At 45.4% G+C, this 15,050-nt stretch carries 11 protein-coding genes and 1 tRNA gene; 6 read left to right on the forward strand and 6 right to left on the reverse strand.

Annotated features, from left to right (window positions below; genetic code table 11):
- Positions 1 to 4 precede the first annotated feature (4 nt).
- Together GKG41_RS01040 and GKG41_RS01045 are read right to left on the reverse strand one after the other, a co-directional pair.
- The gene (locus GKG41_RS01040; RefSeq protein ID WP_072848302.1) at positions 5 to 1,102 is read right to left on the reverse strand and encodes an aminopeptidase P family protein; all 1,098 of its coding nucleotides are present in this window, start codon (positions 1,100 to 1,102) and stop codon (positions 5 to 7) included.
- Positions 1,103 to 1,329: 227 nt separating this feature from the next.
- On the reverse strand, positions 1,330 to 1,890 hold the full coding sequence (locus GKG41_RS01045; protein WP_072848303.1) for a helix-turn-helix domain-containing protein: 561 nt from the start codon (positions 1,888 to 1,890) through the stop codon (positions 1,330 to 1,332).
- A gap of 271 nt (positions 1,891 to 2,161) precedes the next feature.
- Between GKG41_RS01045 and GKG41_RS01050 the strand changes: the two genes are divergently transcribed.
- The 5 genes from GKG41_RS01050 (at position 2,162) to GKG41_RS01070 (ending at position 8,326) form a co-directional block, all read left to right on the forward strand.
- On the forward strand, positions 2,162 to 3,592 hold the full coding sequence (locus GKG41_RS01050; RefSeq protein ID WP_072848305.1) for a trimethylamine methyltransferase family protein: 1,431 nt from the start codon (positions 2,162 to 2,164) through the stop codon (positions 3,590 to 3,592).
- 98 nt (positions 3,593 to 3,690) lie between these two features.
- Complete coding sequence (locus GKG41_RS01055) at positions 3,691 to 5,505, forward strand: ASKHA domain-containing protein (RefSeq protein WP_154256402.1); 1,815 nt, start codon at positions 3,691 to 3,693, stop codon at positions 5,503 to 5,505.
- The gene (locus tag GKG41_RS01060; RefSeq protein WP_154256404.1) at positions 5,502 to 6,041 is read left to right on the forward strand and encodes a DUF2284 domain-containing protein; all 540 of its coding nucleotides are present in this window, start codon (positions 5,502 to 5,504) and stop codon (positions 6,039 to 6,041) included. Before GKG41_RS01055 ends, GKG41_RS01060 begins: the two co-directional genes overlap by 4 nt.
- Positions 6,042 to 6,076: 35 nt before the next feature.
- The gene (locus tag GKG41_RS01065; protein ID WP_072848311.1) at positions 6,077 to 6,712 is read left to right on the forward strand and encodes a corrinoid protein; all 636 of its coding nucleotides are present in this window, start codon (positions 6,077 to 6,079) and stop codon (positions 6,710 to 6,712) included.
- 42 nt (positions 6,713 to 6,754) lie between these two features.
- A complete protein-coding gene (locus tag GKG41_RS01070; protein ID WP_072848313.1) occupies positions 6,755 to 8,326 on the forward strand; it encodes a helix-turn-helix domain-containing protein in 1,572 nt (523 codons plus the stop codon).
- Here GKG41_RS01070 and GKG41_RS01075 read toward each other — a convergent pair.
- From GKG41_RS01075 to GKG41_RS01085, 3 genes are all read right to left on the reverse strand, one after another.
- On the reverse strand, positions 8,310 to 9,152 hold the full coding sequence (locus tag GKG41_RS01075; RefSeq protein ID WP_072848315.1) for an undecaprenyl-diphosphate phosphatase: 843 nt from the start codon (positions 9,150 to 9,152) through the stop codon (positions 8,310 to 8,312). The genes GKG41_RS01070 and GKG41_RS01075 overlap by 17 nt on opposite strands.
- A gap of 140 nt (positions 9,153 to 9,292) precedes the next feature.
- Positions 9,293 to 12,499 carry a carbamoyl-phosphate synthase large subunit gene (carB, locus tag GKG41_RS01080; RefSeq protein WP_072848317.1) on the reverse strand — a complete coding sequence of 1,069 codons (3,207 nt, stop codon included), beginning with the start codon at positions 12,497 to 12,499 and terminating at the stop codon, positions 9,293 to 9,295.
- Entirely contained in the window at positions 12,499 to 13,572 is a 1,074-nt protein-coding gene (locus GKG41_RS01085) for a carbamoyl phosphate synthase small subunit (RefSeq protein ID WP_072848745.1), read from the reverse strand. Before GKG41_RS01085 ends, carB begins: the two co-directional genes overlap by 1 nt.
- Before the next feature lie 368 nt (positions 13,573 to 13,940).
- Between GKG41_RS01085 and GKG41_RS01090 the strand changes: the two genes are divergently transcribed.
- Positions 13,941 to 14,024 (forward strand) — tRNA-Leu (locus GKG41_RS01090).
- Between the two features lie 50 nt (positions 14,025 to 14,074).
- On the opposite strand, the gene GKG41_RS01095 is transcribed toward GKG41_RS01090, so the two are convergent.
- Positions 14,075 to 14,776 carry an HAD family hydrolase gene (locus tag GKG41_RS01095; RefSeq protein WP_173015484.1) on the reverse strand — a complete coding sequence of 234 codons (702 nt, stop codon included), beginning with the start codon at positions 14,774 to 14,776 and terminating at the stop codon, positions 14,075 to 14,077.
- Positions 14,777 to 15,050 lie beyond the last annotated feature (274 nt).

The following is a 15,050-nucleotide window of genomic DNA, read 5'->3' on the forward strand; positions in this document are numbered from 1 at the left end:
AGCCTTAATATTTAAGTATGTGATCTTCCATCTTCTTGGAAGTAGTTGTAAAGATATGGCATCCGTCTTTTGTCACAAGAATATCGTCCTCAATTCTCACTCCGCCGACGCCCTCAATGTAAATACCCGGCTCAATGGTAAATGTCATGCCTTCTTCAAGAACCAGCTGGTTGTCAGAAGAGATATTCGGCTCCTCATGGACACTCAGACCTAAGCCATGTCCGGTTCTGTGAAGGAAGAGTTCTCCATATCCAGCCTCTGTTATCACATCTCTAGCTGCCTTATCAATCTCGCAGGCCTTAACGCCTGGTTTTACCTTAGCGATGGCTGCCAGATTTGCTCTCAGTACAATATCATAAATCTCTGCCAGCTTTGGATTGCCTACATGACCCAGGAACAGGCAGCGGGTAATATCTGACCAGTAATGTTTATAGTACGCACAGAAGTCGAGAAGAATAATATCCCCGTCCTTGAACGCATAGTCGCCGCTGACACCGTGGGGATTTGCCGAATTATCTGCTCCCAGAACCAGGATAATAAATTCGTCTGTGATAAATCCCGGATAGGTCGACATATAAGAATATAGCATCATATTTAATTCTTTTTCTGTCATCCCCGGTTTGATTTTATCTGATACATAGGCAATTGCCTCATCTACGATTTTGGCAGCAAACTGCATAGTCTCAATTTCAGACTCATCTTTACACATTCTCAGTTTCGCAATGCAATTGCCGATGTCAGCAACCTCGCATCCGAGACCGTGAAAGATTTCACCAATAGCCATGGAGAAATACTTTGTTTCCACCGCCAGTTTTTTACACTCTCCCACTACTTCCCTGATAGCAGCCGCAGGTCCGTCGCTGTCAAGATATGTAACTTCTTTTACCGTACCCTTCATACAGCCTGTATCTACACTTGGATTCACCATTGTTGCACTGCATGCATCTGCATCAACAACTAATCCATAGTATCTTTCATAAGGAATAATACTGATACCTGTCAAATAATTAATGGACATGGGATCGCCGATAATTGCTTTGTCAAATCCTTCTTTCTTCAGAAGTTCGCAGGCATTCTGTAACCTGATTTTCAATGCATCCATTCGCTTACACCTCTTCACATTTTTTCGAACAAATTTCACACACATGATTCTTTTAGTATGATATCATTTTATCATCAATATTTCAAATGTCTTTTATATATATTGATAAAATATGTAACTTTTTCACAAATATGAATTTTTATTTTGTTTATTTTTTAACATTATTAGGTTAAAAAATGCAGTTTCTTCCAAATATCTGCCTCATATCCGGAAGAAACTGCACGTTTCTAAACCTCTTCGCTGTCATCCCAATATCTGGCCCAAAAAGAGACACAGGGAGTTTTTTCATGCTTATTAAAATAACAATGTCTGGTATGCGCCTTGATTAATATGGTATCACCCACATTCAGCTCAAACGTCTGCTCGTCCAGCATGATGGTAAGATGCCCGGAGAGTACAGTCCCTACTTCATCACATTCGTGAACCCACCACAAACCGTCAGAAGAACTGTTTGGTTCGATTGTCATATATAAATATGAAGTATTTCCAGTCCCGAAATCTATGGTCTCCAGCCTCATATTGTTTTCTTCATCAATCGTAACTTCTCTGTCTTCTTTTCTTACTACGATTCTGGATTCTGCATTGCGTTCCAGAAGGTCTCCAAGGGAATTTCCAAACACTTCGCAGATTTTCTGAATATTCATTAATGTGGGGCTGCTGATATTTCTCTCCAGGTTGCTTAGATAGCCTGTGGAAAGGCCTGTAGCTTCTGACAGCTGCTGAAGAGTCATCCCCTTTGATTTCCTGAGGCTCCTGATACTGTAACCAATTTTGCTAATGTCACTCAACTTTCTTTCCTACTTTCCCTCTAAAATGACTTAAATTCATCTCTTTACCTCATTATACTATAAAAGTATAGAAAAGCACAATGAAAATCTAAAAATATCAGGTTATTTTATATTGGTGAATTTTAACAAATATTTTTCACGATTAACTGGGGTTTTCATTGACTATTTTAACTTTAAATGGTAATATAGGCATAACAAAACACACACATGAATTCATAATTAGTAAAAAACCAGTAAAAAACTTAGTTAAAGTTAAACATGGAGGGAAATTATGAACTACGTACCACAATTAAAGTATGCAAGTCAGGAACAAATTGAGCAGCTGCACGGATACGGTGTAGAAATTCTAAAACGTTTTGGAATGCGCGTAGAAGATCCGGAAATCCGCAAAATGTTATGCGAAAACGGCTGTACCGAAAAAGGCGACCGTGTTTATTTCTGCGATGACCTGATCGAGAAAACAATTAAAAATCAGAAAAAGCAGGTAGTGATGACATCTACCACAGGCTCTAAATTAGAGATGGAAATCGGAAAAACCTTCTCTCACAGCACCGGAGGCGCTCCCTGGATTGCAGACTTAAAGTCAGGCAAACGCCGCAACGGGCAGTTGACAGACTTAATTGACACCATCCGCGTAATGAACCAGTGTCCGGAATTAGATCTTCCCTGTGCTCTTGTATATCCAAGCGAAGTTCCTTCCGCCATCAGCCAGCTGAAACAAACTGCTACTATGTTTGAGTATTCCAAGAAGCCAATCTATGGCCCTGGTATCTCCTTAGCAAGCAATGCAAAATATATTGTTGAATTATTTAAATTATACGGCGGTTCTGATTTAGAGAAGAATCCAATCGGTATGGTCGGAATCTCCCCTGAATCACCTTTATTCCTGCCAAAAGAGATTACTAATACAATGGCACATATCATCAAGGCCGGCATCCCAACCAGCGTCCTGGCAGCACCTATGGGAGGTCTTACATCTCCTCTTACCATAGCCGGAACAGTTGCTCAGTCTCACGCTGAGATCCTGGCATTTGCTGCTGTTGCCTACTTGATGAACCCGAACTGTGTACTGTTCTACGGTTCCAGAACCTTCTTTGCCAACATGAAGAACGGACAGAGTATCTTAGGTCTGCCTGAGACAGGTATCTCCAGTGCACTGGCTGTACAGTTAGCTACATACTGCGGCTTTATGACAGATGTCTACGGACTGTCCTGTACAAGCTGTTCTATGGATGAGCAGGCTGGCTATGAAAAGATGATCAATGCATTCCTTCCGGCAATTGCAGGAGCTACTTTGGTTACCGGCTTCGGAAGCACAGCCAGTGTTATGTGCTGTTCCTTAAGTCAGTTAGTGCTTGACAATGAAATTCTTGCTATGATCCGCAAAGCAAAACGCGGCTTTGAATTTGATGAAGACATTCTGGGCTTCGAGGCTCTTGACTATGTGGTAAACGATCACGAAACCTTCTTAGAGCAGGAGCACACCATTGAATATCTCCAGAAAAACGAGATCTTCGTACCATCCATCGGTTTCGACAGTGTATGGGCTGACTGGATTAAGTGCGGAGAGACCCCACTGAATGAGAGAGCTGCTGACCGTGCATTAGATTTAATTGAGAAAGATGAATTAGTTCCTCAGGATGCAGCCATTACAGCAGAAGTTGAAAAGATTCTGGCAGCCGCCGAAAAAGAACTTCTGTAAGATACACCCCTCCAGAAAAAAGCAAAGGGATATATTCCTTTGCTTTTTTCCCTTTTTCTGATAAAATAAGAACATCGAATATAAAAGAGGTGCAGCCTATGAAAAACTATACGATTACTTTTTTGCAGGAGCAGCTTTCTATAGCAGTTCCTGAAGGCACGACTCTTCTGGATGCGGAGATCCAGGCGGGCCTGCAGCCGGATGCACCCTGTGGGGGACAGGGTTCCTGCGGCAAATGCATTGTAAGGATTATCTCCGGTCCTGTTACTGGGATTTTGAAAGCCTGCAGTGTACATATACAGGGAGACATGACCGTGGACACTTCCCTGAAAGCTACCGGCCACAGTCTGCTCACCAAGGGGAGCTCTCGTGAAATTATTGTTGCCCCCATGATACAGTCTGTGGATGTTGAGGTGGAGAAGTGCCGGATCGGTGAAAGTGATTCTGACTGGGACCGGCTGAAAACAGCTGTAGCCGCCAAGTCCTCTGTACCTCCTGCTTCCGTCCCTCCCAATGTGTCAGTTGCAGGCACTCTCTATGAGATATTAAAGAGCTCGGATTATAAGCCAAACGTTATCTTATGTCACAACGAAATCCTGGATGTGAGAAGAGAGCACACGCCTTACTATCTTGCCGCTTTTGATATCGGGACAACTTCAATTGTAGGTTATCTCATGGACGGGTGCAGCGGTGAAGAGATAGCAGTATCCAGCATGCTGAACCCACAGTCACAGTATGGGGCTGATGTCATAATGCGTTCCAATTATGCCCTGGACGGCCATCTGGAACAGCTGAGCAACGCCGTCCGCCAGGCAATGAATCAAATTCTGCAGGCACTTGCAGAACAGGCCGCCATAGAAATCCGGGATATTTATCAGGTTTCCTTTGTGGGCAACACCTGTATGCACCACCTGTTTCTGGGGATTTCACCGGGAGCGCTTGTGCACTCTCCCTATAATCCCTCCCTGAGCGAGCCTCTGATCCTGCCCGCCAAGGAATACGGTATCCGCATTCATCCCGAAGGCAGACTGATGGTGCTGCCAAATATTGCGGGATTTGTGGGGGCAGATACCGTAGGCTGTCTGCTGGCTACTAATTTTTCCAAAAGGGATAACATGACGCTTATGATAGACATAGGGACCAATGGAGAGCTGGTAATGGGGAATAAAGAACGGATGATTACCTGTTCCACAGCTGCCGGCCCGGCTTTTGAGGGCGCTAAAATCACTTGCGGGATGCGGGGTGCCAACGGAGCCATTGATCATGTTACCTTTCAGGGGGAGCGTCTTGTGTATTCCACGATCGGTGACGAAAAACCAGCCGGTATCTGCGGTTCTGGTCTGATGGATACCGTCAGCCTTCTTCTTCAGCACGGATTTCTGGAAGAATCCGGACGCCTTTACAGCCCGGAAGAATTAGAGCACCCCATAGCAAAGGCCAACGCCCACAGACTCGTCACCATTGACAATATCTCAGCCTTTATGCTGGCCTTTCCGGAGGAAACCGAACGGCAGGAACCAGTTTTCCTGTCACAGAAGGATATCCGTGAGGTGCAGCTTGCAAAGGGTGCTATTGCTGCGGGTATTCAGCTCCTGTGCCGGAATCTGGACATTGCTGTGGAAGATATCCGGGAAGTATTGATTGCCGGTGCCTTCGGTAATTATATGTCACCGGAAAGCGCCTGCAATATAGGCTTAATCCCTCCAGTACTCCGGGAGCGCATCACACCTGTGGGGAATGCTGCCGGGGAAGGTTCAAAAATAGCCTTAATGAATTACACTGAATTCCAGCATACCCGGCATCTGGCATCGGGAATTGAGTTTTTAGAGCTTGCCGCAGAGTCGGAGTTTCAGGATACTTTTGTAGATGAACTGGAATTTCCACTTCCGGAAGAAATGAGGGAATGCGAATGATTGACTTTGAGACTTTAGATGCAAGAGGTAAAAATGCCGGGTTTACCCATACAGGTCCCCTGGATTGCCATACCATCCGTCTTCTCCCTGAGGTAAGGGAGATGTGTGCCGCCAACAAGTGTCACCAGTATAATAAAAACTGGACCTGTCCCCCGGGCTGCGGGTCATTGGAAGAATGTGAAGGGAAAGTACGCAAGTATCAGAAAGGGCTCATTGTACAGACAGTGGGGGAGCTGGAAGACAATATGGACGGAGAAGGCATGATGGAAACGGAAGCCAGACACAAGGAAGCCTTCCTCCGCCTTATGGAAGATCTGAAAAAAGACTACCCGGATCTTCTGGCTATCGGTGCCGGCTGCTGCACACGCTGCAAGACCTGTACCTACCCGGATGCACCCTGCCGTTTTCCCGATAAAAAGGTATCCTCTATGGAAGCTTACGGTATGCTGGTCAGTCAAATCTGCAAGGATAATTCTCTTCCTTATTATTATGGTGACTGTACCATAGCATACACCAGTTGTTTCCTTTTAGAATAGCCAAGGTTACAGAGATGATTGCAAAGGAGATTTTCATGGTCTTATTAGGCGAAATTCGTTCCTCCATTGAAGAAGGATATCCGAAGCAGACAGAAAAATTAGTTCAGCAGGCACTCTCGGAGAACATCTCACCCCAGCAGATACTGGAAGAGGCGATGATCCCTGCCATGCGCAATGCAGGACAGCTCTATAAAGGCAACGATATTTATATAGCCCGTATTCTGGCCGCAGCCCGCTCTATGCGCTGCGGTCTGGATGTCCTTGAGCCTTATCTGGGCACCTGTGATATGCATCCCATCGGCAAAGTAATATTGGGCACTGTAGAGGGAGATCTCCATGATGTGGGCAAGAATCTGGTAGGAATCATGTTCCGTTGTGCAGGCTTTGAAGTGATTGATCTCGGGGTGGATGTCTCTGAAAAACGCTTCCTAAAGGCAGTGAAAGAACACCCTGACGTCTCAGTTGTCTGTATCTCTTCCCTTCTCACCACCTCCATGCCCGAGATGAAGCATGTGGTGAAATGTCTGAAACAGTCCGATAAAGAAAACCGTCTGAAAATTATGGTGGGCGGGGGACCCATTACCCAGGCATTTGCGGACGAGATCGGTGCAGATGTTTATACCGAAACAGCTGTAGATGCTGCAGAGACAGCAAAAACATTCTTTATTTGATCCATTTATTGAGATTCCCCACACTGTACAGGGAGGTTACTTATGAAACTCAGTCCCGCTCTGCTGATCAGCGACTTAAAAACAAAATATTCATTAACAGCGCCCTCCCCTCTCTCCGAGCGGCCGCATCTGGGGCGCCCCCTGTTTTACAGGGAGGATTCCGGACTTGTAAATAATCATATATATGTACTTTCTTCCTTTTCGGAATACCAAAAGCTTAGAAGAGGGGCTTCCTCCTGTTTTTTTATCTGCCCTTTGACCGTCATGGAGACGGAGATGGAAACCGTGGAGGAGGCAGTATCTTCCTCCGTGAATCTATGTGTGATAGATACCCCCGATTCCTCAGCCTCTGTCTTTAATTATCTCCAGGAAATATTTGACAAATATGACCTGTGGGAGGAGACTCTCATGCATATCAGCTTAAGCGGAGGATCCATTCAGAGTCTCCTGGATGCCAGTTACTCTGTTCTCGGTTCTCCTCTTCGGCTGATGGGGATGGATTTTTCTATCATCGCCTCCTCTCCAGGCGCTGAAGATAATGCCGGAGGACTTCCCACCTATGAACAGCCGGAGTATATTGAGTATGTTACAGCACTGAAGCAGGATACCTTGTACAATGCGGTACGGGAAAAGGATGGAGCTTTTATCTACCCCGGACACATCACCGGGCACCGAACGCTGAATGTCAACATCAAGCGCTTCAGCAAAACCACGCACCGACTGGTTATGACAGAGATGGATGTCCCCTTTACCAGTAGTGCAGGCGCTCTGCTGGAATTTCTGGCAACCTTTATAGAGCATGCACTGATGCGCAATGCGGCCCACCGCTCTCCCAATGATAAAACCATGCATTCCATATTTCTCAGCATTTTATCAGACCGGACTGCGGACTATCTGGTTATCAGCAGACAGTTAACCTCTCTGGGCTGGCTTACCTCTCACGAATATCTCTGTATTGTATTACAGACCACGTATCTGGATCAGCAAAACCTTACCATTAACGCCATCTGCAACTATCTGGAAAACCTTTTTCCCTATTCCTGCGCGTTTCCCTTCGAGGAAGATGTGGTTGTATATTTTAATCTTACGAAGTCTGAATGCGATGTTGATGATATCTCTGACAAGATTATCTACTTTATCAGGGACAGCTTCTTAAAGGCCGGATACAGCCGTTCCATGACAGGTCATTTGAATTTGAGGCGCCAGTATATTCAATCACGTTCCGCACTGGAGGTAGGCAATCAGATCCATCCCTATCTGTGGATTCATCATTTTAATAAGATTGCACTGCCCTATATTTACCAGCAGGCAACAAAAAAGCTTCCCGGCAGTATGATCTGCCACGAGAAGCTTTTGGTACTGAAGAAATCAGATGAAGAGCAGAATACCGAATATGTGAAAACGCTCAGCGTCTATCTGGATCATCACCTGAACGCGGTTCAGTCCGCCAAAACTTTATTTATTCACAGAAGTACGTTTTTATACCGTCTGGAAAAGATCAAAGATGTTCTGGAATCCGATTTAGAGGATCCGGAAGAGCTTCTCTACCTGATGCTCTCCCTCCGTCTGATGGATCAGGACGCAGAACAGAATGCCTCTAATGAGCAATCATAAAATACCCAAGGACTACGATACCCAGAACGATCCTGTACCAGCCAAACGCCTTGAAATCATGCTTTTTGATATATCCCATTAAAAATTTGATAGAAAGAATAGAGACAATAAAAGCCGTTATCATTCCCACAGCCAGGATCAATATCTCAGCGCCCGTAAACGCCAGGCCGAATTTGACCAGTTTAAGAAGGCTGGCTCCGAACATCACAGGAATTGCCAAAAAGAAGGTGTACTCTGCAGCTATTGTCCGGGAGGTTCCCAGGAGGATCCCTCCGATTATAGTGGCCCCTGAGCGGGAAGTACCCGGAATCAGGGACAGGACCTGAAACACACCAATAAACAAGGCCGTTTTCCAGTCTATCTCTTCCAGGGTATTTACCCTGGGAGTTCTTTTTTTATTGTAGTTCTCTATTAAAATAAAGAATACGCCATAGATTATCAGCATCAGAGAGACTACAAAATAATTGCTGAATTTCTCCTCCAGAATATCGTTAAACGGAAGCCCTATAATAATAGCCGGAAGACAGGATACCATAATTTTCAGCCACAAAATAATTTTATCCATCTTCACATATCGCTTCACCAAATCCTTTTCCCGACTCTGATTCTGAAACGGCCAGATTTTCTCCCAAAACAGAACAACTACAGCCAGAATCGCTCCCAGCTGAATCACTACCATAAACATATCCCAGAATTCCCTGGAAACATTTAATTTGATAAATTCATCCACTAATATCAGATGCCCGGTGCTGCTTATGGGAAGCCACTCTGTAATCCCCTCTACAATACCCAGAAAAATAACTTTCAACAATTCAATAAAATCCATTATAACCTCCTCTTGCCTGCTCAATTTCTGTTCACATACCGCTCCTCAGAATGCCGTATGACTTACTTTCAATTTTTACAAAAGCATGGCACAGCCGTATTTTTATTCTGCTGTGCCATGCTTTTGTACCTTCCCTGTTATCAGCGGCCTGCGATCCTGGCAATGTCAATAAGTGTCAGCCGATTCAAATCTGTATTCTCCAGACTGGTAACCAGAGCAGTCGCCGTATCAAGAGAAGTGAGTACATTTACCCCTGTCTCAATGGCATTTCTCCGAATAATAAACCCATCCTTCGCTTTCTCTACTCCCTGAGACGGCGTATCAATGACCAGGTCAATTTTATGGCCTAAAATCAAATCCATCAGGTTCGGAGAGGACTGCTCTATTTTATTTGTGCGGATCGCATTTACTCCGTGCTCCTTCAGGACTCTCGCTGTACTTCTGGTCGCATAAATCTTGTATCCCAGAGCTTCAAAGCGTCTGGCTATCTCCACTGCATCCTGCTTATCCTCATCCTTCACCGTCATAATCATGTTTTTATGTCTGGGCAGGTTTACTCCTGCTCCCAGGAATGCCTTATACAGGGCCTCGTTAAATGTTTTCGCTATTCCCAGGCACTCACCTGTAGACTTCATCTCCGGACCAAGGCTTATATCAGCTCCCCGTATCTTTTCAAAAGAAAATACAGGCATCTTTATAGCAATATAATCAGCTTCGGGCTGCAGTCCGGGCTTATATCCCAGCTCCTTAATCTTATGGCCAAGAATCACCTTGGTAGCCAGGGGTACGATAGGTATTCCTGTCACCTTGCTGATATAAGGCACGGTTCGGCTGGAACGGGGATTTACTTCAATGACATACACATCTTCCTTACACACGATAAACTGAATATTGATCATGCCAATTACATGAAGAGATTTTGCCAGTTTCCTGGTATAGTCCTCAATGGTTGCTTTCGCAGTGTCGCTGATAGTCTGGGCAGGATACACCGATATGCTGTCACCGGAATGAATGCCGGCCCGCTCGATGTGCTCCATAATCCCCGGAATCAGGATATCCTCACCGTCACAGACAGCATCCACCTCAATTTCCTTTCCCTGGAGATACTTATCTACCAGTATGGGGTGCTCCTGGGCTATACGGTTAATAATGCCTATAAACTCGTCGATATCCTGGTCACTGATAGCAATCTGCATTCCCTGACCGCCCAGAACATAAGAGGGGCGCACAAGTACTGGATATCCCAGCTCACCGGCAGCTTTTTTTGCCTCCTCCGCTGTAAATACCGTATGTCCCTGGGGACGGGGAATCCGGCATTGCTCCAGAATTTCATCAAAAAGTTCTCTGTCCTCCGCCGCGTCTACATTCTCTGCCGAGGTTCCTAAAATTTTAACCCCCATTCGGATTAATGCTTCTGTAAGTTTAATTGCCGTCTGGCCTCCAAACTGAACCACAGCTCCGTCGGGCTGCTCTATGTCAACGATATTCTCCACATCCTCAGGTGTGAGCGGCTCAAAATACAGCTTGTCGGCAATATCAAAGTCTGTACTTACGGTCTCAGGATTATTGTTCACAATAATTGTCTCATACCCTTCCTGTGAGAATGCCCAGGTGCAGTGTACAGAGCAAAAGTCAAACTCAATCCCCTGCCCGATGCGGATAGGTCCGGATCCCAGGACCAGTACCTTTTTTCTGTCCCTGGTCTGCACCGCCTCATTCTCACCGCCGTACACAGAATAATAGTAGGGGGTGGCGGCGGCAAATTCTGCTGCACAGGTATCCACCATCTTATAAGCCGCCAGTATCCCCTGTTCTTTTCTCTTAGCCTTCACTTCTTCGGCTGTCATACCAGTAAGGCCTGCAATTACGTGATCCGGGAATTCCAGGCGTTTCGCCTCGCGGAGCAACTCTGCCGTCAGCTCATTCGTCTGCAGCTGCTGTTCCATCTCCACCAGCACTGCTATCTTATCAATAAACCATATGTCAATCTTTGTAATCTCATGAATCTCTTCATAGCTGATCTCTCTGCGGATAGCTTCTGCGATCACCCAGATTCTTCTGTCATCTACCACAGCCAGCTGTTCCAGCAGGTCTTCCCTTGTCAGTTCTGTGAAATCATAAGACATAAGGCTGTCCACATGCTGTTCCAGAGAACGGATGGCCTTCATAAGAGCCCCTTCGAAGTTACTGCAGATGCTCATCACCTCACCGGTAGCTTTCATCTGTGTAGTGAGTGTCCTCTTTGCACTGATAAACTTGTCAAAAGGAAGTCTGGGAATCTTAACTACACAATAATCCAGCATAGGCTCAAAGCTGGCATAAGTCTTTCCTGTAATTGCATTGGGTATCTCATCCAGGGTGTATCCAAGTGCTATCTTGGCAGCAACCTTAGCAATGGGATATCCCGTCGCCTTAGAAGCCAGAGCTGAGGATCTGGATACACGGGGATTTACTTCAATGACACAGTATTCAAAGCTCTCCGGGTGGAGTGCATACTGTACATTACACCCGCCGGTAATATTCAGCTCACTGATGATGTTCAATGCAGAGGTACGAAGCATTTGGTATTCTTTGTCCCCCAGTGTCTGGGAGGGAGCTACTACGATGCTGTCTCCGGTGTGAACCCCAACAGGATCAATATTCTCCATATTACATACTGTGATGCAGTTTCCGGCACTGTCACGCATTACTTCATATTCTATTTCTTTCCAACCGGCGATGCACCGCTCTACAAGCACCTGGCCGACGCGGGAGAGACGAAGACCATTTTCCAGAATTTCTACCAATTCTTCTTCATTGCGGGCAATCCCGCCGCCGCTTCCTCCCAGGGTATAGGCCGGACGAAGCACTACAGGGTAGCCTATGGTATTGGTAAACGCCACGCCGTCCGCTACATTTTCTACCACAAGAGAGGCCGCCACCGGCTCTCCAATCTTTTCCATTGTACTTTTAAACTCAAGGCGGTCTTCTGCCTTTTTTATTGTTTCTGAGGTAGTTCCTATAAGACGCACATTATGCTCTGCAAAAAATCCCCGTTCGTCCAGCTCCATAGCCAGATTAAGTCCGGCCTGCCCGCCCAGGGTGGGAAGGACACTGTCTGGTTTTTCTTTCAAAATCAGCTGTTCTACCACTTCAACTGTAAGCGGCTCAATATAAACCCGGTCTGCGATATCTTTATCTGTCATAATGGTTGCCGGGTTCGAGTTAAGCAGCACTACCTCAATTCCCTCTTCTTTTAAAGAGCGGCAGGCCTGGGTACCGGCATAATCGAATTCAGCCGCCTGGCCGATGATAATTGGCCCGGAACCGATCACCAATACTTTTTTTATCTCTGGATTCTTTGGCATTATTCAGTCACCTCCATCATCTTCAGGAATCTGTCAAACAGGTAGCTGGAATCCTGAGGGCCCGGGCAGGCTTCCGGATGGAACTGCACGGTAAAAATATTCTTTCCTATATATTTTAACCCCTCATTTGTCTTATCATTAACATTTTCAAATGCGGGCACTGCCACATTAGGATCCAGGGTGGCGGTGTCTACCATATATCCATGGTTCTGTGAGGAGATATAAACTCTGCCATTTTCCAGGTCTTTTACCGGATGGTTGCCCCCTCTGTGGCCATACTTCATTTTTTTGGTATCAGCACCAGTAGCCAGTGCCATGAGCTGATGCCCCAGACAGATGGCAAAAATTGGAATATTGCTTTCGTACAGCTTTTTAATTTCTTCTATAATAGAAGCACACTCCTTGGGATCTCCAGGTCCGTTGGATAGCATAATGCCGTCCGGCTGTTCCCGCAAAATCTCTTCTGCAGATGTGAGCGCAGGATATATGGTAACCTGACAGCCTCTCTCGTGTAAAGATCTGGCAATATTATTCTTTGCCCCAAAGTCCATGAGGGCAACCTTTGATCCTTTTCCCTTTAAGACTTTCTTTGCCTTACAGGTTACTCTCTCAACCACTTTACCCGTAGTATATGCCTTTAGCTTCGGTATTATCTCATCCAGTGCAAAGTTCTCATTCGTAGTAATCATACCATTCATAGTACCCTTTTCTCTTAAAATCTTAGTAAGGGCTCTGGTATCAATTCCGGCAATTCCCGGTATGTCATATTGTACCAGGAAATTCTGTATGGAATCTTCACTTCTGAAGTTACTGGGGATTCGGGATAATTCTCTGACAATGTAGCCATCGGGCCATGGTCTTAATGATTCCTGATCTGCATGGCAGATGCCGTAATTACCGATGAGCGGATAGGTCATGCATACGGCCTGTCCTGCGTAAGATGGGTCTGTTAAAACCTCAAGATATCCTGTCATAGATGTGTTAAATACGATTTCACTGATAATCTCCCGAGACGACCCGATACTCGTCCCGGTGAACACAGTTCCATCTTCCAGTATTAGAAATGCTTTCATTCTTTCACCTGTAGTTCCTTTCCTATTCATGTTAACGTCCTTCAGATGACTTCACCCTACATTTTTTCAAAAAAAAAGAGACGCCATAACAGTAGGGGCTTTCTCTCAGAGATTCTTTACCTATTATCTATATGTGATTCTTTCTGCATATCCCTGGGAGTTCTCAAATTGTAAAAAGTGTACCACAATATATGATGTTTTTCAACCTTTTTTTCTTTCCTCTTATGCCTAAATTTTATTGTTTTAAAACAAAACTTTTTGTATTGTGTGAGAAACTTTTTTAATTTTTTTCTCAAAAACTATTGACTTTTATCTCAAAAAAGGTTATTATATGTCATGTGCTGCGGGGCAGTACATAACAGAGAAATGCAGGAGTGGCGGAATTGGCAGACGCGCAGGCTTCAGGTGCCTGTGGTAGCAATATCGTGTGGGTTCAAGTCCCATCTCCTGCATCTTTTTTATTTAAAAAACATGAACCTTATCTGAAAGGTTCATGTTTTTTTCATGGAAGAATAGTTTTCAGGAGACAATACAGTGCTTTGCCGCTGTCAGCCACATAACAGGCAGCCTCCTCTTCCTCGGGCTTCCTGCCGCTTCTATTGAGCCAGATAGGGATCCACCCCGCCTTCTTGGCCCCTTCCACATCGTTCTTATAGGAATCCCCTATGAAATAAACAGCTTCCCCAGACAGCCCCATGCTTTTCTCTGCCAACTGAAATACCGAGACGTCCGGCTTGGCAGCTCCTACGTCGCCGGATATAAAAATATTTTCTTTTGGTATCCAGGCATCTGCCCCCAGAGTTCTGATTTTTTCCCACTGATGATCCGATGGGCCGTTCGTTATAATCCCCATAGCAATTCCCCTGTCTCTGCAAAGAGAAAGCACCTCTCTCATCCCTTCCGCCAGGTCCAGTTTCTTCTGGTGCTTCGCATACGCCTCCTGGAAAGCAAGAGCCTCAGCCTCCCCGATACAGATATCAAAATCTTGGAATGCTTTCTGGATCCTATAGATATACATATCCCTCATGGACATAGCCCCTGTTCTTGACAGTTCAAACACCTCGTCACTGTGCCGGCAGTTTGATTCGTATAACCCTTCAGCAGGTACCTGATACCTTCCCCCGAAAATCTCTTTATACGCTTTCACAAAAGGCACCTTTCTTTCGTACAATGTATCATCAACATCAAATAATACTGCTGTCATATAACCTCCGTTTTTCATTCATCGTTAAGCATTTCTTATCTTTTAGATTCATTACTTCTAAATATAAATAATAGTTTTGTGTATGTGAAGCTCAGAGTAAAATAGTCAGCGAGCGGAGCGTCGCAGACGGACGCTCAAGAGAGGAGGTCTTAGGGCCGCGGGTACTGTGTGGAAGAAATCATTCCTTTTCTGAAAAATCTACCCCCCGGAACTATCCCATACCCAGGTGAGAGGAATCCCGCGGCGGTGGGCTGGCTGGTTCGGGTGGGAGGAA

The sequence above is a fragment of the Lactonifactor sp. BIOML-A5 genome (genome assembly GCF_009677585.1).
GTDB lineage: Bacteria > Bacillota > Clostridia > Lachnospirales > Lachnospiraceae > Lactonifactor.

Bases quoted from the DNA above. Each gene is read 5' to 3' on its own strand.
- GKG41_RS01040 (WP_072848302.1), bottom strand. From the start codon at position 1,102: ATGGATGCATTGAAAATCAGGTTACAGAATGCCTGCGAACTTCTGAAG.
- GKG41_RS01050 (WP_072848305.1), top strand. From the start codon at position 2,162: ATGAACTACGTACCACAATTAAAGTATGCAAGTCAGGAACAAATTGAG.
- GKG41_RS01055 (WP_154256402.1), top strand. From the start codon at position 3,691: ATGAAAAACTATACGATTACTTTTTTGCAGGAGCAGCTTTCTATAGCA.
- GKG41_RS01060 (WP_154256404.1), top strand. From the start codon at position 5,502: ATGATTGACTTTGAGACTTTAGATGCAAGAGGTAAAAATGCCGGGTTT.
- GKG41_RS01065 (WP_072848311.1), top strand. From the start codon at position 6,077: ATGGTCTTATTAGGCGAAATTCGTTCCTCCATTGAAGAAGGATATCCG.
- GKG41_RS01070 (WP_072848313.1), top strand. From the start codon at position 6,755: ATGAAACTCAGTCCCGCTCTGCTGATCAGCGACTTAAAAACAAAATAT.
- GKG41_RS01075 (WP_072848315.1), bottom strand. From the start codon at position 9,152: ATGGATTTTATTGAATTGTTGAAAGTTATTTTTCTGGGTATTGTAGAG.
- carB (WP_072848317.1), bottom strand. From the start codon at position 12,499: ATGCCAAAGAATCCAGAGATAAAAAAAGTATTGGTGATCGGTTCCGGG.
- GKG41_RS01085 (WP_072848745.1), bottom strand. From the start codon at position 13,572: ATGAAAGCATTTCTAATACTGGAAGATGGAACTGTGTTCACCGGGACG.
- GKG41_RS01095 (WP_173015484.1), bottom strand. From the start codon at position 14,776: ATGACAGCAGTATTATTTGATGTTGATGATACATTGTACGAAAGAAAG.